This is a genomic window from Erythrobacter sp. MTPC3 (assembly GCF_042854385.1).
GTDB lineage: Bacteria > Pseudomonadota > Alphaproteobacteria > Sphingomonadales > Sphingomonadaceae > Erythrobacter.
This window is the reverse complement of the sequence record NZ_BTGP01000013.1, coordinates 36,323-56,827: the sequence shown is the minus strand read 5'-3', so window position 1 is coordinate 56,827 and position 20,505 is coordinate 36,323. Positions and strand designations below refer to the sequence as shown.

The window sequence follows — 20,505 nt, the reverse complement described above, 5'->3', positions numbered from 1 at the left end:
AGAGAACAAACCGAGGGCTGTCTCAATGACAAAAACCGCGATTGACTTGTTTTGTGGTGCTGGAGGCCTCTCTGCCGGACTGGAGATGGCGGGCTTTGGCGTCCTGGCCGGTAATGATTGTTTCGAGGCGGCGGGCAAAACGTTTTCGGCAACCCATCCGAACGCGCAGTTCATGCTCGGGCCGATCGAGGATGTGTCGGTCGAGCGGCTCATGAGGGTGACCGGGCTCAATAGAGGCGAATTGACTGTGCTCGTCGGCGGTCCTCCCTGTCAGGCCTACTCGGTCTACAATCATAAGCGCGGCATGCATGACAGGCGCGCAACGCTGTTCAGGGAATACCTTCGGATCGTTGAGGGCATGAAACCCGAATGGATCGTGATGGAAAACGTCAAAGGCATATATTCCATTGGCGGTGGCGAAGCGGTTCGCACAATCAAAGCCGAACTTGCGGCTCTGGGGTACGAAGTCGAAGAGGCAGTGCTCAAGGCCGAAGATTTCGGTGTTCCGCAGGAGCGCCGTAGAGTGGTCTTTATCGGCAACCGGCTCGGCCTGCCTATCTCCCACCCGGATCCCAGTCACGGACCGGACCGGGCATATCCCTTCACGACAATTCGAGATGCGATCGGTGACCTTCCCGAGATCGAGAACGGTGAAGATCCGGGTGCCCCTGCCTATCGCACAGAGGCTTCGTCCGCTTTCCAGCGTCTGCTGCGTGGCAATGCAACCCACGTGACGCAGCACGCCGCACCACGCCTCGGCAAGGTGAATATGGATCGCCTTCCGCACATCCCGCAAGGCGGGAGCTGGCGCGACATTCCGCATGAACTTCTGCCTGCGGGCATGAAAAGAGCAAAGCGTTCCGATCACACCAAGCGTTACGGTCGGATGCGCTGGGACGGCCTAGCGTGCACGATCCTGACCAAATGCGACATTCACTGGGGCGCTTACATCCATCCGGAAGAGGATCGTGCGATAACCGTTCGCGAAGCGGCTCGTCTGCAGTCATTCCCGGACTATTTCGAGTTTTTCGGTTCGAAAACAGAACAGTATATTCAAGTAGGAAATGCAGTGCCTCCCCTGCTCGGGAAAGCCATTGGAGAACATCTCCTGACGCTTATGTCGCAACAGGTGAGACGAGCCGCTTGATATGCGCCCAGCCGGCAGGTCCAAACACTGATAGAAAAGATGCTCAGATGAGCTTCGACTATCACCGGGAAATGACGGAAGCTGTGTCGTAGGCCCCTTTTTCAGACCCGAACGACCTGTTCTGGATCATGAATGATTATCATAGAGCCAGATATCGTCACTTCCTTGAACTCGAAATGGGTGTCGAAGTCGACAACTCGGAATCTTTCAGCATACCGATAGAAACGGGCGAGCTATCGGATGGCAAGCCGTTCGAGCTGATCGATAGGCAAAGATCGCAATCGTAGCGTCAACTTTTGGGCCGTTTGCGGAATGTCTGTTTTCTGCAAGGATAAGCCATCAAGTAGACGTTTCTCTCGATGAGCGACAGTTCACGATTGCATGTTACCTCGGATCGGATTGAACATCCGGACAAGAATTGGATGCTTCTCGCAGCTCTGCACCTTTCCCGACCAAGAAACCTCTCACGGCTTCTCGCGGCGGGTGATTAGCCGATGATCGACCTTTCATTCTCGCACCACATAGCTACGGTGCTTGACGGGAGATGGGGATGGATACACTTGAGCGAAAGTCCGCCGTCGTAGGCAGTTCGCGCATGCGCATTTCCGTTTTCGGAAGACCTATGCTTACCCATGGTTCCGGCGAGGAAATCGAGCTTTCGAACCAGAGGGCTCGCGCGCTGATCGCGATGCTTTGCGTGGAAAATGGCGAGCCATTAGACCGCGAGCAGGTGAGCAGGATGCTCTGGCCAGGGCGTTTTCCCGCACAGGCTAAAGCCAGCTTGCGTCAGTGCCTCCTAGCCCTGTCAAAGTCGGTTTTGTCGGGCGAACAAAGTCCGATTGTCACATCGCGCACCACGATCAGGCTTGATCGCGCGCTCATTGATTCAGACCTCTTCGATTTGTTCGATGCGCTCTCGGAAAGGCGCAACGCTGATGCCGCAGCACTCCTCGAACAGGTGGGCAACCGACGGCTTCTCGAAGGAATGGCATTTGGCAAGACGTTTGCCGCATGGTTGTCCGAAAGGCTCACTTCAATCGAGAACCGGCTCGAAATCGAAGTGGGTCGCGCTGTTGCAGGACTCAAATCCGCGGGCGAGCACGAGGAGGCCGCACGCCTCGAAAAAGCGTGGCAGGTTCGGCAAAGGCCCCCTCCTCGCGACACAAGCACAACCTGCAGCCTGGCGGTCCTACCTTTCGAACAAAGGGATGAGATCGGCGGCGATTTTTTCCTTGCCGAAGGGGTGACGGATGAGCTTTCGGCCAACCTGGCCCGCATCTCGGGTATCCGTTTGGCCGGTCGCACTTCGGTCGCAGCCGTAACAGAGCGTGGCTCGACCATCCCCGTAATTGCCGAGCTACTGGGCGTGACCCATGTAATCGAGGGTTCGGTTCACCGCATGGCGAACTCGATACGCGTTTCGCTACGACTGGTCGAAGGGGAAAAGGGGACCGAGATATGGTCGAGCCATTTCGATGGAACGATCGAGGAGATTCTGGGATCGCGTCAGCTGATCGGGGCCAATCTGATTGCTGGAATATGCAAGAACCTGGGACTGGACGCCCGAGCCATGCCGCGCCGCAGGATGACCGCCAGCCGGGAGGCCTATTCGCTGTATTTACAGGGTCGCGCTTTGACCTACCGCGCGATTGGCGACGGGGTTTTGCCAAAGGCAGTCGAGCTTCTCGAACAAGCTCTGGAGATTGATCGCGAATTCGCTGAATGTTGGACTGCGCTCGCCGAGGCGCACGTCTTCACCGCCGTCTACACACCTTGCCTTGAACGGGTCGAGGCCTCGCAAAGAGGAGCCGACTGCGCAAAGCGAGCCATCGCTCTCGATCCCTCGCAGGGGCATGCGCACGCCATGCTCGGGATTCACGCATGGACGGAGTTTTCGCCTGTGCGCGCGCTCGATCACGCTTTCGAGGCCTACCGCCTTTCGTCCAATGTTGCGGATGTCGGCATGCGGCTCGGCTCGTTCCTGCTTTATATCGGACGCAGCGCGGAAGCGCTTCCCTATATCGAAGCGGCTATCGAGCAGGACCCCGTGTTTGGTCGAAACTATGCGATGCTGAGCGTGGCCCAGCTCAATCTCGGCGACATCAACGCGGCCATATCTGCCGGACGAAGGATGGTCGATCTGGGTATGCCTGGAATGTGGCTTGCCAATGCCCTTTCAATCGCCGGGAGGCGCGAAGAGGCCGTTGACTTATATTACCGCTCCAGACTGCTGATGAACACGGTCATTCTGCCCCCCGCCGGGACCGAACCCATGGCCGATGAGGCGCGCGACGTCTATTGGCGGATTGCAGCAAATGGATGCTGCAGCGGCAGGGCCGAGGATCGCGAAATCTACTGCCGAATGCTGGACGGGCTTCATGCAACCATGCCCGATCCATTTGACCCTTCGATTGCGTTTCCGGCGATCTGGATGGGACATGCCGAACTCGTCATGAAGCTCTATTCGGGACAGATTCACCCTGCGAACATGTTTGGGCTGATGAGCATGTGGACCGATGCAGACCCGATCAATGCGGTGCGTGGGCACCCCGGTTTCATGGATTTCGCCGAGCGGATCGGATTGGTGGCCGCGTGGGAAAAGTACGGCTGGCCAGATCTCATTCCGCACGATCCACGCACGAATTGACGCTTTTTTGACGGTCGGCCGGATTGACGCAAGGCCGCCTCCTCAGCGAAAAATCTCTTTAGCAAACACGCCAAGAGTGAACCTGCCCTAGTCCTGAAAAGCCCTGCTTTTCGGACCTGGCGGAGCTTTGCCGGGACAGATTTTTGGGGAGTGCGAAATGACTGATACCATGTTGGCAGGCGCGGATCTGCATCACCTCTACGTTGCCGCGATTAACTCGAACGATGCGGCATTGATCGGAGAGCGCCTGAGCGACGATGTCGTCTTCCAGACCCCCGGCGAACCCGAACTGATTGGCAAGGAGGCGGTGGCTGAATGGGCATCGAGCTTCTTCGAGGCATTCGAAGCCCATTGGGACAAGCACGAGCAATCCTTTGAGCAATCGGGCGATCTCGCAATCAGCCGCTACACCTACACCGCGCGGATCCGTTCACGCGAGGATGCGAAAACCTTCGACGAAGCGGGAAAAGGCACCTGCGTCTATCGCCGGGAACCCGACGGCAGGTGGCTGCTCGCCATCGACAGCTGGAGCGTGAACGAGCCAGTGGAAGATGCGGCATGACCGTCCCCACACCGAAGCCAGCCCACGTCGTTTATCGCACGCGGCGTTTCTCTGAGATGCTCGACTGGTATGCCGCGGTGTTCGGCGCGAAGATCGTCTATCGCAACCCGGCGCTCGCATTCCTTGCCTATGACGAAGAGCATCACCGGTTTGCCTTCGCCGATCTCGACGTGATCGCTCCGGGCGGCGATGCCGACGACCGTGGTACGGTCGGCGTCGATCATGTCGCTTACGATTGCCCGTCCATGATCGCGCTTCTCGAGGCTTACGAGCGGCTCAAGGCCGGGGGCATAGCGCCCTATTGGTGCGTCAATCACGGAATGAGCGCTTCGCTCTATTACGCCGATCCGGATGGCAACCAGATGGAATTCTCGGTCGACTGCTTCGCCACTAAGGGAGAATGCAGTGACTATTTTACTGGGTCGCAGATTGGCGACAATCCGGTCGGTGTCGAATTCGATCCCGATGACTGGTTGGAGCGGCTGCGCGGGGGCGGAGACGAGCGGGAGCTGCTTCAACCCGATCCAGCAGGTGACGTCTCTCCGATCCGCGGCGCGCTGGAGATGATTGCGTCGTAACCGGGCTCAGCATCGCCTTTTTCATGCTTCGATAACTGAAAGAACAGGGGAATTTCGATGCTCATAAGGCCGCCCGAACAGGTGATCCGCAACTGGCACAGCGACACGTCTTGCTGGGCCGAGTTCGAACTGCGCGCGGGCGACATTGTGGTGGTGACCCCGCCAAAATGCGGCACCACATGGGTCCAGCGAATTCTCGACATGCTGCTCAACAGCTCGGCTGCGCAGCGCGAGTTCACCATGACGCAGCCGTGGCTCGACGCCTATTTCGTACCCAAGGATATCGTCCTGCCGGTGCTGGAGGCGAGCGAGGAGCCGCGTTCGCTGAAGTCGCATGCCCCGCTCACGGCGCTGCCGCTGCACGACGACGTTCTCTACATCAATGTCGCGCGCGATCCGAAGGATGCGTGCATGTCATTCCATGACCACACCACCGCCTACACTTCCAAGACCCTTGGCGAGCTCGACGAACGCGGGGCGCGGATCGAAAAACTCGGTGCGCCCTATCCGCGGGCGCCGGGCGATGCGCGCGCGTTCTTTCGCCGCTGGCTCCGCGATCCTGAATATGCTCCCTTCGACGATTACACAGCGTGCGAAATGTTTGAGCTTGAGCGCAGCTTCTGGGAGGAACGGCGCCGCTCCAATGTGCTGATGGTGCATTACAACGACCTGAAGGCCGACCGCGACGGCGAGATGCGCCGCATCGCCGAGTTTGTCGGGATCACGATCGACGAGCCGCTGTGGTCCGATATGGTCGAGGCAGCAGGCTTCGCTGCGATGAAAGCGGGGAGCGAAGCGATGCTCCCGAACCTTGCCGAGGCCTTCGAAGGGGGCCCGCGGCGCTTCGTGAACAAGGGCACGAACGAACGCTGGCGCGGTGTGCTGACCGACGCCGACCTCGCCGATTACCGGACGCTTCTCGCGGCAGAGACAACGCCGGACCTAGCCGACTGGCTGGAGAACGGCCGCCTAGCTTCGTTCGATCCCACACCACTGGACAGACATATCGAGCGGGAGGACGTACGATGACTACGCGCACACTCATAAGCACCGTGCTGGTGGCAGGGCTGGCTCTGTCTGTGCCCGCAGCTGCACAGGACAGCGTCGTTGAGAGCGAAGTCAACTACCTCACAGGCGACCCCGCCGATTGGCCGCCGGAGCTGGAGGCGACCGTCGCGGCGCCGGACAATCATAGGATATTGCTTGAAACCGATCAGGTGCGCGTTCTCGAAGTCACACTGGCTCCCGGTGAAGAAGAGCCGTTGCATTTCCACCGCTGGCCCAGCGTCCTCTACATCCAGCAGGCGGGAGATTGGATCGACCGCGACGCTGAAGGGAATGTGATTTTCGATTCACGCGAAGTGCCGCCGATGCAGTTTCCGCTCACTATGTGGAAGGGGCCGGAAGCACCACACTCTCCCGTCAATCTGAGCGATGATGTCGAAGTCCGTCTGATCCGGGTCGAGATCAAGGAAGGTATTGGCCGGTCAGCGGGCGTGATGCAGTCTTCGCTGTCTCCCGCCGGCCGCTCGCCGACCCATGCCGAAGACGCAGCCGGGGAGGCTGCCGCCCTGGAAGCAGCCAACGCTTTTCTCGCCACCCTAAGCACCAAGGATGCCGAGGCCTATGCGGCCATAACCATCCCGCAAGGGCGCGGCACGGGGACCGAAATCAAGGCCGACGGGTCGCGCATTTTCTTCACTTACACATTTGAAGAACTGGTAAGGGCTTTGCCTACAGCAATACCGGATGGCGCTGTGGAGGCGCTCGTCAATCCAATGGTCCGGGTCGATGGCGACATCGCTATGGTGTGGTCCGACTATACCTTCACTATCGATGGCCAGCTTTCGCATTGCGGCACCGACCATTTCGATCTGGTCCGGCGCGATAGCGTCTGGCGTGTGTTCAATCTGACTTGGACCACGCGCCATGACGATTGCGAGAGGCTGATCGCGGCACAAGATTCCCCGATTGAGCAGTTTGCGCGCGACTATGCTCGCGCCTGGTCGAGTGGAAAGCCTGAAGAGGTCGCAGCTCACTACGAGGCCGATGGTCGGCTTGCAGTTAATGACGCCGATCCGGTAATCGGACACGACGGCATTGCTTCGGTCGCACGCCGATTCATGACTGACCTGCCGGACATGAGGGTGAGCTTCGACGGGCTTGATCGCGATGGTCAGCGAATAATCTTCCGTTGGACGTTGACAGGCACCAATACGGGGCCGGGTGGCACGGGTGCCCGAGTAGAGATCAGTGGTGCAGAGGCTTGGCTAATTGGAGCTAACGGTTTAATCGCAGATTCGCTTGGCAGGTTCAACGAGGACGAATACGCGCGACAACTGGCAACCGCATCTGCGCCGCCCTCCCAACCCTTCAGCTTCTTTCCCGCCGACCGATCATTGACCCATGCCGAAGACGGGGTCGTGCTATCTGATGGTCGCCTGTTGGTGGGCGATTGGGATCACGGGCTGGTCACGCTGGATGGCGATGGCAAGAAGGAGCCCTTCGGCGATTTCGCCGCTGCGGGATTCAGAACCAGGCCCGATCCGCTGTGGAACAGCCCGAACGGCGTGTCGTGGGAGCCGGACGGGCGGCACGTCCTCGTCGCCGATATCACGGGCGGACATATATACCGCGTCGATACCAAGACCGAGGCGGTCGCACGGATCTACGATCACCCTTTCGGCGTGAATGCAGTGGTGCGCGATCCGAGCGGCGCGATCTGGTTCACTCAATCGACCGAGAATACTGCGGGCGAAGGGGCCGAAGCGCGCATGTTTGCAGCGGCCGATAAGCCGTTGGGTGATGGCTCGGTCTGGCGCATCGCCGCAGAAGAGGTGGGCAAGGCAGAACCTCGGGCCGTGAAGGTCGTCGACGGCCTCGATTTCGCCAATGGCATTGTATTCGACCCGGCGCGCGGGCGACTCTATGTCAACGAGATTGTGGCCAACCGCATCCTGAGTTTCGCGGTAGACCAAGCAACTGGCGCGCTCTCGAATCGCCGCGTGCTTGCGACGCTCCCGACCCCGGACAATATCGAACTGGACGATAACGGTCAGCTGTGGGTCGTCAGTCCCTTTGCCAATGCTGTCTACACGCTAAATCCAGACTCGGGAGCGTGGCGGGCCGTCTTTGCGCCCGCACCCGAGGCCAGTGAACGGATCATCACCGAGACGAGGCGTCGGCAGAGTGCTGGCGAGCCCATCCTGCCCCTGCTTACACCGGAGATGTGGGGGCCGATGCCGGGTCTGTTGACCGGTGTGATCCTAGCGCCCAATGGGACAGTCTATATCTCGGGGCTTGGCGATGCGCTGGTTAAGCTGGACGGAACTGATCCGCCGGAAATAGACCTTACTCCAATCCTCGCCAACCGCACGCGTGTGATCATCGACGGAATTCGTTCAGGCGATGTGTCGGAAATTATGGCGCTTTTCGGCCCCGGATCGCTCTATGCGGCGGACAGCGAGACGCTGCTGTCGGACCCCGCTTCGATCCGCGAATTCTGGATCAATGTTGCCGCTAGCCCAGCGCATGACGCAACGCTCGAAGTGCTGCGGATCGAGCGGCTCGGCCCCGACGCCTTTGTTGAGATCCAGAAATACGACGTTTTCGACGAAGCGGGCGAACGACTGTTCGGCGGCTACGCTTCGCTGCTGTGGCGCAAGGTTGGAGGCCGCTGGATAATCGCAGCGGATGTTTCGAATTGAGCGGCCCTTCCGCCTTCGACCTCACCGGCAAGGTCGCCATTGTCACCGGGGCAGGCAGCGGGATCGGCAAGGCGACTGCCGAACTACTCGCCGAGCGTGGAGCTTCGGTCGTTTGCGCCGCAAGAAGCGAAGACAAGATCGCTGCTCTTGCGGACAACATCGGCACAATTGGCGGCAAAGCCAGTTACATCCGTACCGACGTTGCCGAAGCCGAAGATGTGCAGCGGATGGTCGCGCACGCGGTCGAGACCCATGGACGGCTCGACATCGCGGTCAACAATGCCGGGATCGGGGCCGAGGTCTACCCGATTGTCGACACGCCCAACGAATGGTGGGACCGCGTTCAGAACACCAATCTGCGAGGCAATTTTCTTTGCCTCAAATACGAAGCGCGCGCCATGCTCGCTGCAGGCAATGGCGGATCGCTTGTGAATGTCGGCTCGGTCAATTCATTGCTTGGTTGCCCGATGGTTGCGGCCTACTGCGTTTCGAAATCGGGGCAACTGGCGCTGACCACCTCGGCATCGGCAGAGCTGGCTTCGCAAGGGATACGGGTACACCTCATGTGCCCCGGCGTTACCGACACACCGCTGCACCACGAGATCAAGGGCAATCTGGGCGTCGAAGCCTTTGAGGCCGTCAAGGCGGGCATTCACCTGCAACGGTTCGGTGAACCCGAGGAAATCGCGCGCGCCATCGCCTTTCTCGCTTCCGACGAAGCAAGCTTCATCACCGGCACCACGCTGACCGCCGATGGCGGGTTTCACCTCACGCTTTGAAGGAAAAAAGCCAATGCGAACCAATCTGGAAACAGTACAAGCGCTCTACGCGGCCTTTGCCGCTGGCGATATGGACGCCGCAGCTGCGGTCATGGCGCCCGATATGGAGTGGCGCGAGGCGGAGAATTACATCTTCGCCGACCGCAACCCCTATGTGGGTGCCGAGGCGGTATTCAACGGGGTGTTTGGACGAACAGCGGACCTGTTCGATGACTTCGCGGTCGAGGTGGGCACCTTCGTATGCGAAGGCGAGACCGTTGCGATGCAGGGCCGCTATTCGGCAATTTCCAAAGCGACGGGCGAGCGGGTAAATCCGCAGATCGTCCACTGGTTCAAGGTCAGAAACGGTCAGATTGTTAGCTTTCAGCAACATCTCGATACGCTCGCCATGGCCCGCGTATTGGGTGAGGTTCGATGAGCAGCGTTACAGGGGACGCCTCGGGCCCGCGCCTCGATGCACACGGCAGCGTTGTCAGCATGATTGACGGCTGGACCTATCTCGTCGGCCAGTACCCAAACCATGAAATCCAAATTGAAGGTCCGGTTAGGTCCTTCATTGCCAATGTCGACAACGCCTTTCTCAACATGCTGCTGGTCGCGGAGCCGGTCAGCGAACCCGCTGTGTTCCGGGCGGCACTGGCGGTTGCTGGAAAGATCATGGCATCCTGCCCCTATCCAACCATGCTCGCCAGCGTGCCGGCGTGGTATCCAGCGGATGGTCCCGACTTGTTCGAACGGCATGGCTTTGCACCGGCGCTCGATATGTGGGGCATGGCGGCTAGCGAAATCCTGCCGTCGCGTCGGTCCGAACCGGATATCGACTGGCGGAAAATCCATGAAGTGCAAGGCTCGGTCGACATCGGGCTCGTCAACGCGGCGGCTTACGACATGGACCCTGCGGCGTTCGCGATGACCGAAAATCTCCACCAATGGTCGGGTCAGCATTTCGCCATTGTCGGTTATGAGGGCGATACGCCGGTGACCGCCGCACTCGCCTATGTGCAGGAGGCGCAGATCTATGTCGGTTGGGTCGCCACCCTGCCGGATCGCTATGGCCGGGGTTTGGGCGAAGCCGCCATGCGCCGCGCCATCGTTGCCGCTCAGGAGGCCGCAGGACGTCCCCTGCCAATCTGGCTCCATGCTACCGAAATGGGTCGCCCCCTATACCGCAACATGGGCTTTGCCGATACGGCACTGATGCGCCTCCATACGTGGCCCGGTGATACGCGGGTGGATGGATGACCACCGAACCTGCCACAGTTCGCACCTTCCTCGGCCATCCGCGCGGGCTCGCCTATCTCGCCTTTACCGAGATGTGGGAGCGGTTCTCATATTACGGGATGATCTCGCTGCTGCTCCTTTACATGGTGCAGGAACTGATGCTGCCCGGCAGTATCGAGAATGTCGCAGGGATGGACGGCCTGCGCAGGACGCTCGAAAGCATGTTTGGGCCGCTGACCGCGCAACAGCTGGGCAGCCAGATTTTCGGGTTCTATGGCGGTCTCGTCTTTTTGACACCCATTATCGGCGGCTGGCTGGCGGATCGGTTTTTCGGCACGACGCGGATGGTGGTGGCGGGCGTCCTGCTGATGACTGCCGGGCATTTCCTGATGACGTTCGATCAGAGTTTTCTGATTGCCCTGCTGCTGCTGATTGTCGGTTCTGGCGCACTCAAGGGAAATATCGCCTCGCAGGTTGGACAGCTCTATCCTCCGGGGGAGGAAAGCAGGCGATCGCGCGGTTATCTGATCTTCTCGACCGGCATCAATATTGGAGCATTGCTCGGCTCGCTGGTGTGCGGTGTGGTCGCGCAGATATTTGGCTGGCACTTCGGTTTCGGCCTCGCCGGATTGATGATGCTGGTCGCGCTTGGAGTATACCTCGCCGGGCGCAGATATCTGCCCGCGCCTCCTGCGCCCAGGAAGGCAACCGCCCCGCGTGAACCGTTGCGGCGCGAGGACAGGCTGACGCTGGTTTTTATCGTCCTGATCCTTGCTATCGCAGCATTCGGTTTCACCGGCTGGGCGCTGGCCTTCAACGCCGGATTCATCTGGACCGAGGCGCATGTCGACCTGACGACACCGCTGGGCGCAGTCCCGATGGCGTGGTTTGTTTCGCTCGACGCGCTGATGAGCATCGCCGCGCCGATCAGCCTGATCGTGCTCTGGCGCGAACTGGCAAGGCGCGGCAGGGAACCGGGCGACCTTACGAAAATCGCCATCGGCTTCCTTCTGCTTGGCCAGTGCATGCTGGTGTTTGCATTCGGCGCACTCTCCGCCGGTGACGGGCGCACCAACATCATCTTTCCGCTCATCACGTTCATGCTAACAGGTGCGGGGTTCATGTGCGCATGGCCGGTGATCCTCGCGCTCGTGTCCCGCCGCTCACCGCCGCAGGTGAGGGCGATGATGATGGGTGTTGCCTATCTGGTCGCTTTTGCCAGCAGCACGTTCGCAGGCGTGCTTTCCGGACAATATGAAACGATGCCGCCCGAGCGCTTTTTCCTTGCCATGGCCGTCATCCCGTCGGTCGCCGGACTTGTTCTGCTGGTGATCCGAAGCCGTCTAATCCGCGCGCTCGACGCCAACGCGCAACCGATTCCCACGCTATCGCCCATGGAGCAGCCCGCATGAGCGATGCCACACTTGCCGACACGACTCTACAACGCGCTTGGCCCTCGCTGGTCGAGAACAAGCCACTGCGTTTTGCGGCGGTCATGATCCTTTACTTCATGCAAGGGGTGCCTTTGGGCCTGTCGCTTATAGTTTTGCCTGCTTGGTTCGCGGCGGCGGGAGCTAGTGCGGTCGAGATCGGCGGATTTGTGGGCTTTGCGGTCCTGCCGTGGTCGCTCAAACTGTTCGCCGGACTTCTGATGGACCGTTTCGCCTATCGCCCGATGGGACGGCGGCGCGCATGGATCCTGATTGCGCAAGGCTGCCTGGTCACGGTCCTTCTTGCGCTGGCTGCGGCCGCGCCGGACGCCAGCCAGATCGCATTACTCGCCAGCTTCTGTTTCGCGCTCAACATGTGCGCGATCTTTAACGACGTTGCGGTCGACGGCATGACCATCGACCTCGTACCTATCGAGGAACGCGGCGCAATCAATGGATGCATGTTCGGATCGCAAATCGTGGGAATCGCAGCAACCAGCTTTATCGGCGGACAAATGCTGGTGGCAGGCGGCACGGCGACGACCGCGCTATTTTTCGCAGCCTTGGTGGCCGTGCCCTCGGTGATCGTCAGTGTGTTTCGCGAACGGCCGGGCGAACGGTTAATGCCGTGGACCAGCGGCAGGCCGTCTACCGAATGCGAGGCGCTCCAGCAGGACGCCTGGTGGCCAATTATCAAGGGTGTGTTTGTGTCGCTCGCCGATTGGCGAATAGTCGCCTACCTGACGGGCTATGCTCTGTTCTGTGCGAACTGGGTTATTCTCGATAGCGTCAGCCCGGTCCTGAGCGTCCAGGAACTGGGCTGGAAAAGCGAGAGTTACAGCAGCTTCGCCGGCACAGCGAACCTCGTTGCCGGGCTGTTCGGCATTGCGATGACCGGCCTCCTTGTAAAATGGATCGGGCTTTCCCGAATGGTGACATTGGTCGCTGTAATCCTGGTATTGCTCGCTCTGACTGGAGGCATCACGTATTCGAGCTGGGATGGAAGCTGGTTGTTTTCGTCGATCCTCGTCTCGCAGACCATAGCCGCGACTCTGCTGACGATCCTTCTCATCGCATGGGGCATGATGCTGAGCAATCCGGCCGTCGCCGCGAGCCAATTCGCGCTGATCATGGCGATTCCCAATCTCTCGCGTTCCATGATGGCGGGCATATCGGGCCAGGTCGTCGAAACGTACGGATATGCCGCCGCCTACTTTATCGCAGCGGCGCTGACGGTCGTCACGATCGCGCTTTGCCTGTTTGCTTCCAGTCGAATCAGTGCGCGAGTAGACGCGGCATGAGCGATCCAGCAAACAAGCTCCAGAAACGCCTCGGCCTACCCTTCGCCATAGCGATTATGGCGGGAGCGGTCATTGGCGCTGGCATTCTGCGCACGCCCGGAGTGGTCGCCAACGAGGTGCCGGTATTCTGGATCGCCATGACGCTATGGGCGCTGGGCGGCGTCTACGTATTCCTGTCGGTCAATGTCGCGTCCGAACTGACGACCGCATTGCCAAAAGCAGGCGGTTTCTACGTGCCTGTGCGCGAGGCTTATGGCGATGGTATGGGGCTGCTCGCCGGTTGGGCGATCTGGGTGGGCTATGCCGCGGGAACGGCTGCGCTAGCGCTTGCCTTTGCAGATTTTCTCGGCACCGCGATACCGTTCGTCGCCGCCAACAAGATCGCCTTCGCCCTGACCGCCCTGCTGGCCGTGACCTTGCTCAACCTGCCGGGCGTCGAAGAAGGACGGGTCTCGAATATCCTCGGCATGGTCATCAAGCTTTCTCTGCTCGCCTGTGTCGTTATCGCGGCAGTGGTTGTCGGTCCGGCGGCGCCGCAGGTAGCATCCGAAGCCACGCCTGCGCTCACGGCTCCCGACGCGGCCATTGGCTGGATCGCCCTAATCACGGGCTTCCAGATCGTGCTGGGAGCTTATGACGGCTGGCAGGGTCCGGCATTCTTCGCCGAAGAGGACAAGGATCCCGCGCGCAACATTCCGCGCGCCTTTTTCCGTTCGGCGGTGATCATTTTGGTGGTCTATCTCGGTATCAATCTGTGCGTATTCACCGTTCTCAACATGGAGTCATTGCGTACGTCGGAGTTGCCGGTGGCGCTGGTGATCGAGGCGCTGCTCGGCCCGGTTGGACGAACCGTTACGGGCATAGCGGCCGCTGTCATGGCGCTGTTCACGCTGAACGCCATCATCATGACCAATCCGCGTATTCTGTTCGGACTGGCGCGCGATGGCTTGTTCGTGAAGGGCGTGGCAAAGGTCAATCGCGGCGGCACGCCTTGGGTAGCCCTGCTTATCAGCTCGGCCATCGCCATCCCGATGATCCTGACCGGCGCCTATGTCTTCGTGTTCAAGATTCAGGTCGCGACCGGTATTCTCGCTGGGGTGCTTTATAACGCGTCCTATTTCACCCTTCGCGCTAAACGGCCAGACCTGCCGCGACCGTTCCGCGCGATAGGCCATCCCGTATTGCCCGCGCTGATCCTGCTCATCACTACTGCACTGTTTTTTGGTGTCATCATCGCCGATCCCGAAGCTGGTCTGTGGACTGCGGGCCTGATCGCAATCTGCGTCCCTGTCGGTATCCATCTTGGCCGCCAGAGGCGACAGGCTACAAAGGCATGATCCTGCGCCGAATCTCCGAGCATCTGCGTATGCAGAACTGGACCGTAGTCATCATTGAGTTCGCCATTGTCGCATCGGGTGTCTTTCTCGGTATCCAGCTTGGCAATTGGAATGACCGGATGCGCGAGAAGGAAAGCGCCGAGATACTGGTCAATGCCCTCGATGCCGAATTTGCTCTGATAGAACAGCGCACTCTCACCAGTATCGAATTTCACCATGAGAACATTGCAGCACTGACGGGTATTCTCGAAGCACTGGAGCGAGAAAAGCTGGCGGAAGAAGACCGAGACCTGTTCGAATCCGGACTGCGGCGCGGTTACATGCGAGCCAGCTATATGGGGTCGACGACGCTGCGCGAGACCGTTTCGAGCGGTCGGCTTGGTCTGATCGAGGATCCGCAACTCTTGCAAGCCTTGCTCGACTATGAGCAGGAGACCGAGCTTGCTATCCGGACGGCGGGAGAAATCCGGGACATTTCAAATCAATATGTTCCCGCTTTCACCGCCCGATATTCCTATGATTTTACCACCGACGCCGAGAATATCTATCGCGCCGACGGCAGGGAAGAGGATGGCGGGGGAGCGGCGATGGGGTTTGGCCTCTCGCGAATTGGCGAATATGACTTCGATGCAATGGTTGCCAACCCGGACTTTGTCGAAGCCGCCGAAGAACTGCGCGAGACCCAGCGTCTTTGGCTCAATCTGCGCATCATCAACCTTGGGCGCATCAGGAATGTTCGAAGCCGGATCGGTGACTATAGATCGCATCGCGGGGAGTGAAGCCGCGGACCGACAAACCGAACGGCATCGACAGTTGCGATCAGTCAAACATGTTACAGACAATGTCCGCTCTTATGGCCCAACTTCCCGAAGCGCGACGTCTTCAATTGGGGCGCATAGCAGTCATCTAGTAATATACGCTCAGACCCAATAGGCGAGAGTCGATCAAGCGCCTGTTTCACTCCTGAGCTTTTCGAGGCGCTCCGAACATATCTCGTGTACTACGCAGCCGAGTTCTTCCACTTGTTCGCCAAGCCATTCAAGCTCCTCCTTGGTGATGCGGTAATGCTTTGAGTAGCGCGCCTTTACGTAAGCTTCCTTGAGCTTCTCGAACCGCGCACGATCACGCTTGGTGTCGCGCGGCCAGACATAGGTCAGGCGAGGGTCGATCCGCTCGGCCTGTGTTCGGAGGAAACCGAGATTGTGTACATGCGGTGTGTAGAAGGTGCAGACCAGAAGTACGCAGTGATAGAGGAATTCGGCTGCCTGGTGAGTATCGAAAGCTGCTTCTTTTAGGCGGCCCTGGCTAGCTGTGTATCGGGCCGTGTCCAATCGGCCAGCACCACCTGGAAACCACTCGTCAAAATACTCCTGCGCCATTGTCAGCGCTTCACCGGCAGTCTTGGGCTTCGGCGTGTGGAGCTCGGTGTCATCGGATTGGTAAAGCGCGATCCCGTCTTTCGCGACATCCATGAAGAAATAGCGTCCGTGCGCGAGACCGTCGTTCACCTCCTGCAGGGTGTGAACGATGAAGTTGACCGGCGTCTTCAGCGCCTTGGTGACGCCGTATTCGCGCATCAATCGGTCATCGAGTTTCGACCAGTATTTCACCCTATCGACCAGCCGCTTGTCGTTGACGATGATGAGCAGATCGTAGTCCGACTGGTAGCCCTTGGCGGTATGCGGTTCATCGACCCAGGTGCCGCGCGCATAGCTGCCGTAAAGTACGACCTTGAGAATGCGACCGGCCTTCTTCCACTCGTGCTTCGCCAGGGCAAAGGCATCGTCGAATTCTTCGAAGATCAGCTGCACCACGCGCTCAAGTTCGCGTTGCTTTTGCGGAGGCAGGTGATCGAGTTCGGTGCGCATTACTGGACCTTTAGCAAGCACTTGGAATGGTTGCACCCTCGCATTCCTGCCGGTGCGCCGGCACATCCAAGAAAGTGTGCCTCTCCTCTGTTCGGTGGGTTTCCCCGCCGGACTATCGAAGACCTCTGTCAGGGCTGCGCCGGAGACTCCGGACTGTTTCCGTCTTCTTTCTCAATCTCATCCAGCCCCGGTTCCGGAGCCGCGCGAATGAGATCGTCAGCGAGATGCCTGCCTGTCTCCATGCGACGCGCGAGCGCTTCGACAAAGAAGTCGAACCGCTTTTCTGCATCGGCACGCGCGGCGGCATTGGCTTCCGCCGGCATAGCCGGGGTCACCGCCAGCCATCGCCTGAGATAGAGCGCGAAAGCCTCGTTCCCGACCTCGATATGATAGTCGAGCTTGCCGATCTGTCGGCTTATGCGATCAAGTCGTCGGCTAAAGGCCGCCTCCATGCGCTCCGATCCGTCGGGTGAGAGGAAAGAGGCAATGGCAGCTTCCACTACCGAAGCCTGCGAGACGCGCTTGCGGCCCGCATAGTCTGCAAGCTGCCTTGAAAGGGCTGGCGGCAAGCGAAACGTGTGCTTGATGCGGTTGCCCTTGCTCATAGCTCGATCCCGTCGCCAGGATCGAGTGCAGCGCGCCGCGCATTGGCCTGCATCCGCTCGGCCATTCTGCGATTGCGGTTTGCCTGCTCGTCGTCCGTGCGGTCGCCAAACTCAAATTCGTTGGGGATTTCGACTGGTGGCGGCGCCACATCCTCGTATTCCGGCAATTCAGGCGATTGGCGGATCCCGCCATCGGACTGGCCATTATCGACCTCGTACTCTTCAGACCCGGCTACGGATTTCTCCAATTGCGAAGGCGGGCTCACATGTCTATCGTGCCATTCGCCCTCGTCCGGCCCGAGTTCCGACTTTTCAATCACTGGTGGACGCTCCACCCGTTTGCTGAGCCGGGGATCGCGGTAGTAGCGCGCTTTCCTGGCGCGGATCGGATGCACGCCTGCGAGCATCACGATTTCGTCGGTATCGGGAAGCTGCATGATTTCGCCTTGAGTCAGAAGAGCGCGCGCCGTCTCCGAGCGCGAGACCATCAGGTGACCAAGCCACGGGGAGAGGCGGTGTCCGGCATAATTGCGCATCGCCCGGGTTTCGGTCGCGGTTCCGAGGGATTCCGAAACGCGCTTGGCGGTTCGCTCGTCATTGGTCGCGAAGCACACTCGCACATGGCAATTATCGAGAATGGCATTGTTCTGCCCGTAGGCTTTCTCGATCTGATTCAATGACTGGGCGATCAGAAACGCCTTGATGCCGTAGCCCGCCATGAAGGCGAGCGCGCTTTCGAAGAAGTCGAGCCTACCCAAAGCGGGGAATTCGTCGAGCATGAGGAGAAGCCGCTCGCGATCGGCACCTTCCTGCAGGTCCTCGGTCAGGCGTCTTCCGAGCTGGTTGAGGATGAGCCGGATGAGCGGCTTGGTGCGGCTGATGTCTGACGGCGGGACGACGAGATAGAGCGTGACCGGCCGGCCCTGTGCCACGAGGTCCGCGATGCGCCATTCGCAATGCCGCGTGACGCTGGCGATGACCGGATCGCGGTACAGCCCAAGGAACGACATGGCGGTCGAGAGCACGCCCGAGCGTTCGTTCTCCGACTTGTTGAGCAATTCTCTCGCCGCGCTCGCGACAACCGGATGGACGCCGTCTTCCCCCAGATGCGGCGTGTGCATCATTGCGGTCAGTGTTGCCTCGATGGATCGGCGCGGATCGGAGAGAAAATTCGCCACTCCGGCGAGCGTCTTGTCAGGCTCTGCATAGAGCACATGCAGAATGGCTCCGACGAGAAGCGCATGGCTGGTCTTTTCCCAGTGATTGCGCCGTTCAAGCGAGCCTTCAGGGTCGACCAGGACATCGGCGATGTTCTGCACGTCGCGAACCTCGTTGATGCCGCGCCGCACCTCCATCAGCGGGTTATAGGCCGCCGACGCCTCATTGGTCGGATCGAACAGTAGCGTGCGGCTAAAGCTGGACCGGAATCCAGCAGTCAGCTCCCAGTTCTCACCCTTGATATCGTGGACAATCGCCGAATGCGGCCAGGTCAGCAGCGTCGGCACGACAAGTCCGACGCCTTTGCCGCTGCGCGTCGGCGCGAAACAGAGCACATGTTCGGGTCCGTTGTGGCGTAGATAGAGATTGTCGTGCTGGCCGATGATGGCGCCCTTGCCTGCCAGAAGGCCAGCACTTGCTATTTCTGAACGGGTCGCCCAGCGCGCCGAGCCATAGGTTGCGCTGTTCCTGATCTCTCGGGCGCGCCAGACCGACATGCCGATCGCGACCGCCACCGACACGAGACCGCCCGATGCGGCGATTATTCCGCCGGTCTCGAAGATGCGCGGTGCATAAGCTTCGTAGCTGAACCACCACCAGAAGATGGCGTAAGGCGGATAGACGGGCGACCCGGAAAGATTGAACCACGGCGCACCCAGTTGCGCCTGATAGCCAAGCGCGTGCGCCGTCCACTGCGTGCCCGCCCAGATGCCTGCGAGCGTGAGGGCAAAGACGACGATTATCTGACCCCACAATATCCGGGTTGCCGACAAGGCAGCCTCCTTTCGTGGAGGGCAGCACGGCGGCTTTGCATCGCATATTCAAGTCAGAAGCTGTGTAAGCGCAGGCTGGCGTAGCAAAAGCGGGAAGCTGCTAGATTGCTTCCCAACTATAGTCCGGATTGCCCGACCAGGTCAGGCGGTACATCGCTCCTTGCGCGACCGATTGCACGACATTGGGCCACAAGGCCGTTATGCAAGTTCCACCCGCATGGCGCACAGAGGGATAGATGATACCGTTATGGCCGACGGCGCGGGCCTGCGCCGCTAGAGCATTGCCGACAGGATAGCCCTTCGTCTTGTCCGGATCGAGGGCCGGGTGACCGGTCTGGTCGCGCAGATCGATAAAGACGCCTGCCATGCTGGCGATCATCTCGCCATATTCGACAACGGCATCGAAATCGCCGGCATCGGCGAGCGCCTGGGTCAGGTGATGGCCAACCTCGGCGATGCAGGTCTCGACATCGAGTGCGGCATACCATGCGCCGCGATTCGCGGGATTGAAGCGATTGGGCTCGCGCGGTTTGGCGTAAGCAAAGCTCGCATTGATGAACCTGGCATGCGGCACGCCGTGAACCAACTCGTCAGCTGTCAATCCTCGAAACCCGCGCTCTTCGGCGATCAGGCGCGAACTCGTCGCCCCCTCGATCTCAGCGAGCAGCGCAAGCTCGTCATCATTGTCGGCCAGCGGAGCCATGACCGCTTCGCGTAAACGCGCGCTGGAAACGAGCCGGACAGTCCGCTCGAACGCTTCGCGGATCTGCGGCGGCTCGCCTGCCTCCTCAGAGCCCGCCACGAAGCGCGTCGATGTATTGTCGGGCCTCTAGCATGCGCGGAATGCCGCCTTCGATCATTGCCCGGATCGGCGAGCGGCGATCGAACACCGGCGCCCTGTTTTCGAGCTTCGGCCAGCGATCGGCCATGTCGTTGGCAAACAGCAGGTGCAGTCCCTTGAACAGGCCGATCAGCGCCGACGCGCGGGTCAATTGGTCCTGACCGAGCGAACCCTCCCAGGTCCCGGCTTTCATCCGGTCCCAGGTGCTTTCGGACACGCCGAGCAGCGCGGCGCCTTCGGCGTTGCTCGCACCCCAGGCCTCGGCAAGGCGCAACACGGCTTTGACCGCAGCGCCAGTAAGGCGGCTGCGATCACCGTCACCTGCAAAGGTCTGGAGCCCCGTGGGAGCTTTGGCATGCTGAACTACCGAGCTAGCCATATCGCATCTCCTGACGCTGATATAAGCATCATGTGATGCTTTTGTCAAGTCTGCTTGTGACTGCGATGGGCCTGATCCTTGAAGATAACAGACAACGCAGAACCACAGTATT

18 protein-coding genes are annotated in these 20,505 nt (G+C 59.9%); 13 read left to right on the top strand and 5 right to left on the bottom strand.

Going from position 1 to position 20,505, the window contains the following annotated elements:
- Positions 1-25: 25 nt before the first annotated feature.
- The 13 genes from ACGHU1_RS15710 to ACGHU1_RS15650 all read left to right on the top strand — a co-directional run bounded on the left by ACGHU1_RS15710 (position 26) and on the right by ACGHU1_RS15650 (position 15,488).
- Positions 26-1,147 (top strand): DNA cytosine methyltransferase, encoded by a 1,122-nt coding sequence (locus tag ACGHU1_RS15710; RefSeq protein ID WP_390478102.1) that lies wholly within the window; start codon positions 26-28, stop codon positions 1,145-1,147.
- A 595-nt stretch (positions 1,148-1,742) separates the two neighbouring features.
- The gene (locus ACGHU1_RS15705; RefSeq protein ID WP_390478100.1) at positions 1,743-3,794 is read left to right on the top strand and encodes a hypothetical protein; all 2,052 of its coding nucleotides are present in this window, start codon (positions 1,743-1,745) and stop codon (positions 3,792-3,794) included.
- Positions 3,795-3,951: 157 nt separating this feature from the next.
- The gene (locus ACGHU1_RS15700) at positions 3,952-4,356 is read left to right on the top strand and encodes a YybH family protein (RefSeq protein WP_390478097.1); all 405 of its coding nucleotides are present in this window, start codon (positions 3,952-3,954) and stop codon (positions 4,354-4,356) included.
- The gene (locus tag ACGHU1_RS15695; protein WP_390478094.1) at positions 4,353-4,934 is read left to right on the top strand and encodes a VOC family protein; all 582 of its coding nucleotides are present in this window, start codon (positions 4,353-4,355) and stop codon (positions 4,932-4,934) included. Before ACGHU1_RS15700 ends, ACGHU1_RS15695 begins: the two co-directional genes overlap by 4 nt.
- Before the next feature lie 57 nt (positions 4,935-4,991).
- Entirely contained in the window at positions 4,992-5,963 is a 972-nt protein-coding gene (locus tag ACGHU1_RS15690; protein WP_390478091.1) for a sulfotransferase domain-containing protein, read from the top strand.
- On the top strand, positions 5,960-8,641 hold the full coding sequence (locus ACGHU1_RS15685; RefSeq protein WP_390478088.1) for an SMP-30/gluconolactonase/LRE family protein: 2,682 nt from the start codon (positions 5,960-5,962) through the stop codon (positions 8,639-8,641). The genes ACGHU1_RS15690 and ACGHU1_RS15685 overlap by 4 nt, the downstream gene beginning before the upstream one ends.
- Positions 8,638-9,420, top strand: a complete 783-nt coding sequence (locus ACGHU1_RS15680; protein ID WP_390478085.1) for an SDR family NAD(P)-dependent oxidoreductase — start codon at positions 8,638-8,640, stop codon at positions 9,418-9,420. Before ACGHU1_RS15685 ends, ACGHU1_RS15680 begins: the two co-directional genes overlap by 4 nt.
- A gap of 13 nt (positions 9,421-9,433) precedes the next feature.
- Positions 9,434-9,838: a nuclear transport factor 2 family protein gene (locus ACGHU1_RS15675; RefSeq protein ID WP_390478082.1), complete on the top strand. Its 405-nt coding sequence runs from the start codon at positions 9,434-9,436 to the stop codon at positions 9,836-9,838.
- Positions 9,835-10,662 (top strand): GNAT family N-acetyltransferase, encoded by an 828-nt coding sequence (locus tag ACGHU1_RS15670; protein ID WP_390478079.1) that lies wholly within the window; start codon positions 9,835-9,837, stop codon positions 10,660-10,662. Before ACGHU1_RS15675 ends, ACGHU1_RS15670 begins: the two co-directional genes overlap by 4 nt.
- Positions 10,659-12,053, top strand: coding sequence for a peptide MFS transporter (locus ACGHU1_RS15665; RefSeq protein WP_390478076.1), 1,395 nt, complete (start codon positions 10,659-10,661; stop codon positions 12,051-12,053). Before ACGHU1_RS15670 ends, ACGHU1_RS15665 begins: the two co-directional genes overlap by 4 nt.
- A complete protein-coding gene (locus ACGHU1_RS15660) occupies positions 12,050-13,372 on the top strand; it encodes an MFS transporter (RefSeq protein ID WP_390478073.1) in 1,323 nt (440 codons plus the stop codon). The genes ACGHU1_RS15665 and ACGHU1_RS15660 overlap by 4 nt, the downstream gene beginning before the upstream one ends.
- Positions 13,369-14,709: an APC family permease gene (locus tag ACGHU1_RS15655; RefSeq protein WP_390478070.1), complete on the top strand. Its 1,341-nt coding sequence runs from the start codon at positions 13,369-13,371 to the stop codon at positions 14,707-14,709. Before ACGHU1_RS15660 ends, ACGHU1_RS15655 begins: the two co-directional genes overlap by 4 nt.
- Entirely contained in the window at positions 14,706-15,488 is a 783-nt protein-coding gene (locus tag ACGHU1_RS15650) for a hypothetical protein (protein WP_390478067.1), read from the top strand. The genes ACGHU1_RS15655 and ACGHU1_RS15650 overlap by 4 nt, the downstream gene beginning before the upstream one ends.
- Before the next feature lie 165 nt (positions 15,489-15,653).
- Here the strand turns inward: ACGHU1_RS15650 and ACGHU1_RS15645 are convergent, their stop codons facing one another.
- The 5 genes from ACGHU1_RS15645 to ACGHU1_RS15625 form a co-directional block, all read right to left on the bottom strand.
- Positions 15,654-16,577: a HEPN domain-containing protein gene (locus ACGHU1_RS15645; RefSeq protein WP_390478065.1), complete on the bottom strand. Its 924-nt coding sequence runs from the start codon at positions 16,575-16,577 to the stop codon at positions 15,654-15,656.
- Between the two features lie 128 nt (positions 16,578-16,705).
- The gene (locus ACGHU1_RS15640; RefSeq protein WP_390588417.1) at positions 16,706-17,182 is read right to left on the bottom strand and encodes a CopG family transcriptional regulator; all 477 of its coding nucleotides are present in this window, start codon (positions 17,180-17,182) and stop codon (positions 16,706-16,708) included.
- Positions 17,179-19,173: a conjugal transfer protein TraG gene (locus ACGHU1_RS15635; RefSeq protein ID WP_390588415.1), complete on the bottom strand. Its 1,995-nt coding sequence runs from the start codon at positions 19,171-19,173 to the stop codon at positions 17,179-17,181. Before ACGHU1_RS15635 ends, ACGHU1_RS15640 begins: the two co-directional genes overlap by 4 nt.
- 100 nt (positions 19,174-19,273) lie before the next feature.
- Positions 19,274-19,975, bottom strand: coding sequence for an RES family NAD+ phosphorylase (locus tag ACGHU1_RS15630; RefSeq protein ID WP_390478058.1), 702 nt, complete (start codon positions 19,973-19,975; stop codon positions 19,274-19,276).
- A complete protein-coding gene (locus tag ACGHU1_RS15625; protein WP_390478169.1) occupies positions 19,962-20,393 on the bottom strand; it encodes an antitoxin Xre-like helix-turn-helix domain-containing protein in 432 nt (143 codons plus the stop codon). Before ACGHU1_RS15625 ends, ACGHU1_RS15630 begins: the two co-directional genes overlap by 14 nt.
- Positions 20,394-20,505: the final 112 nt, after the last annotated feature.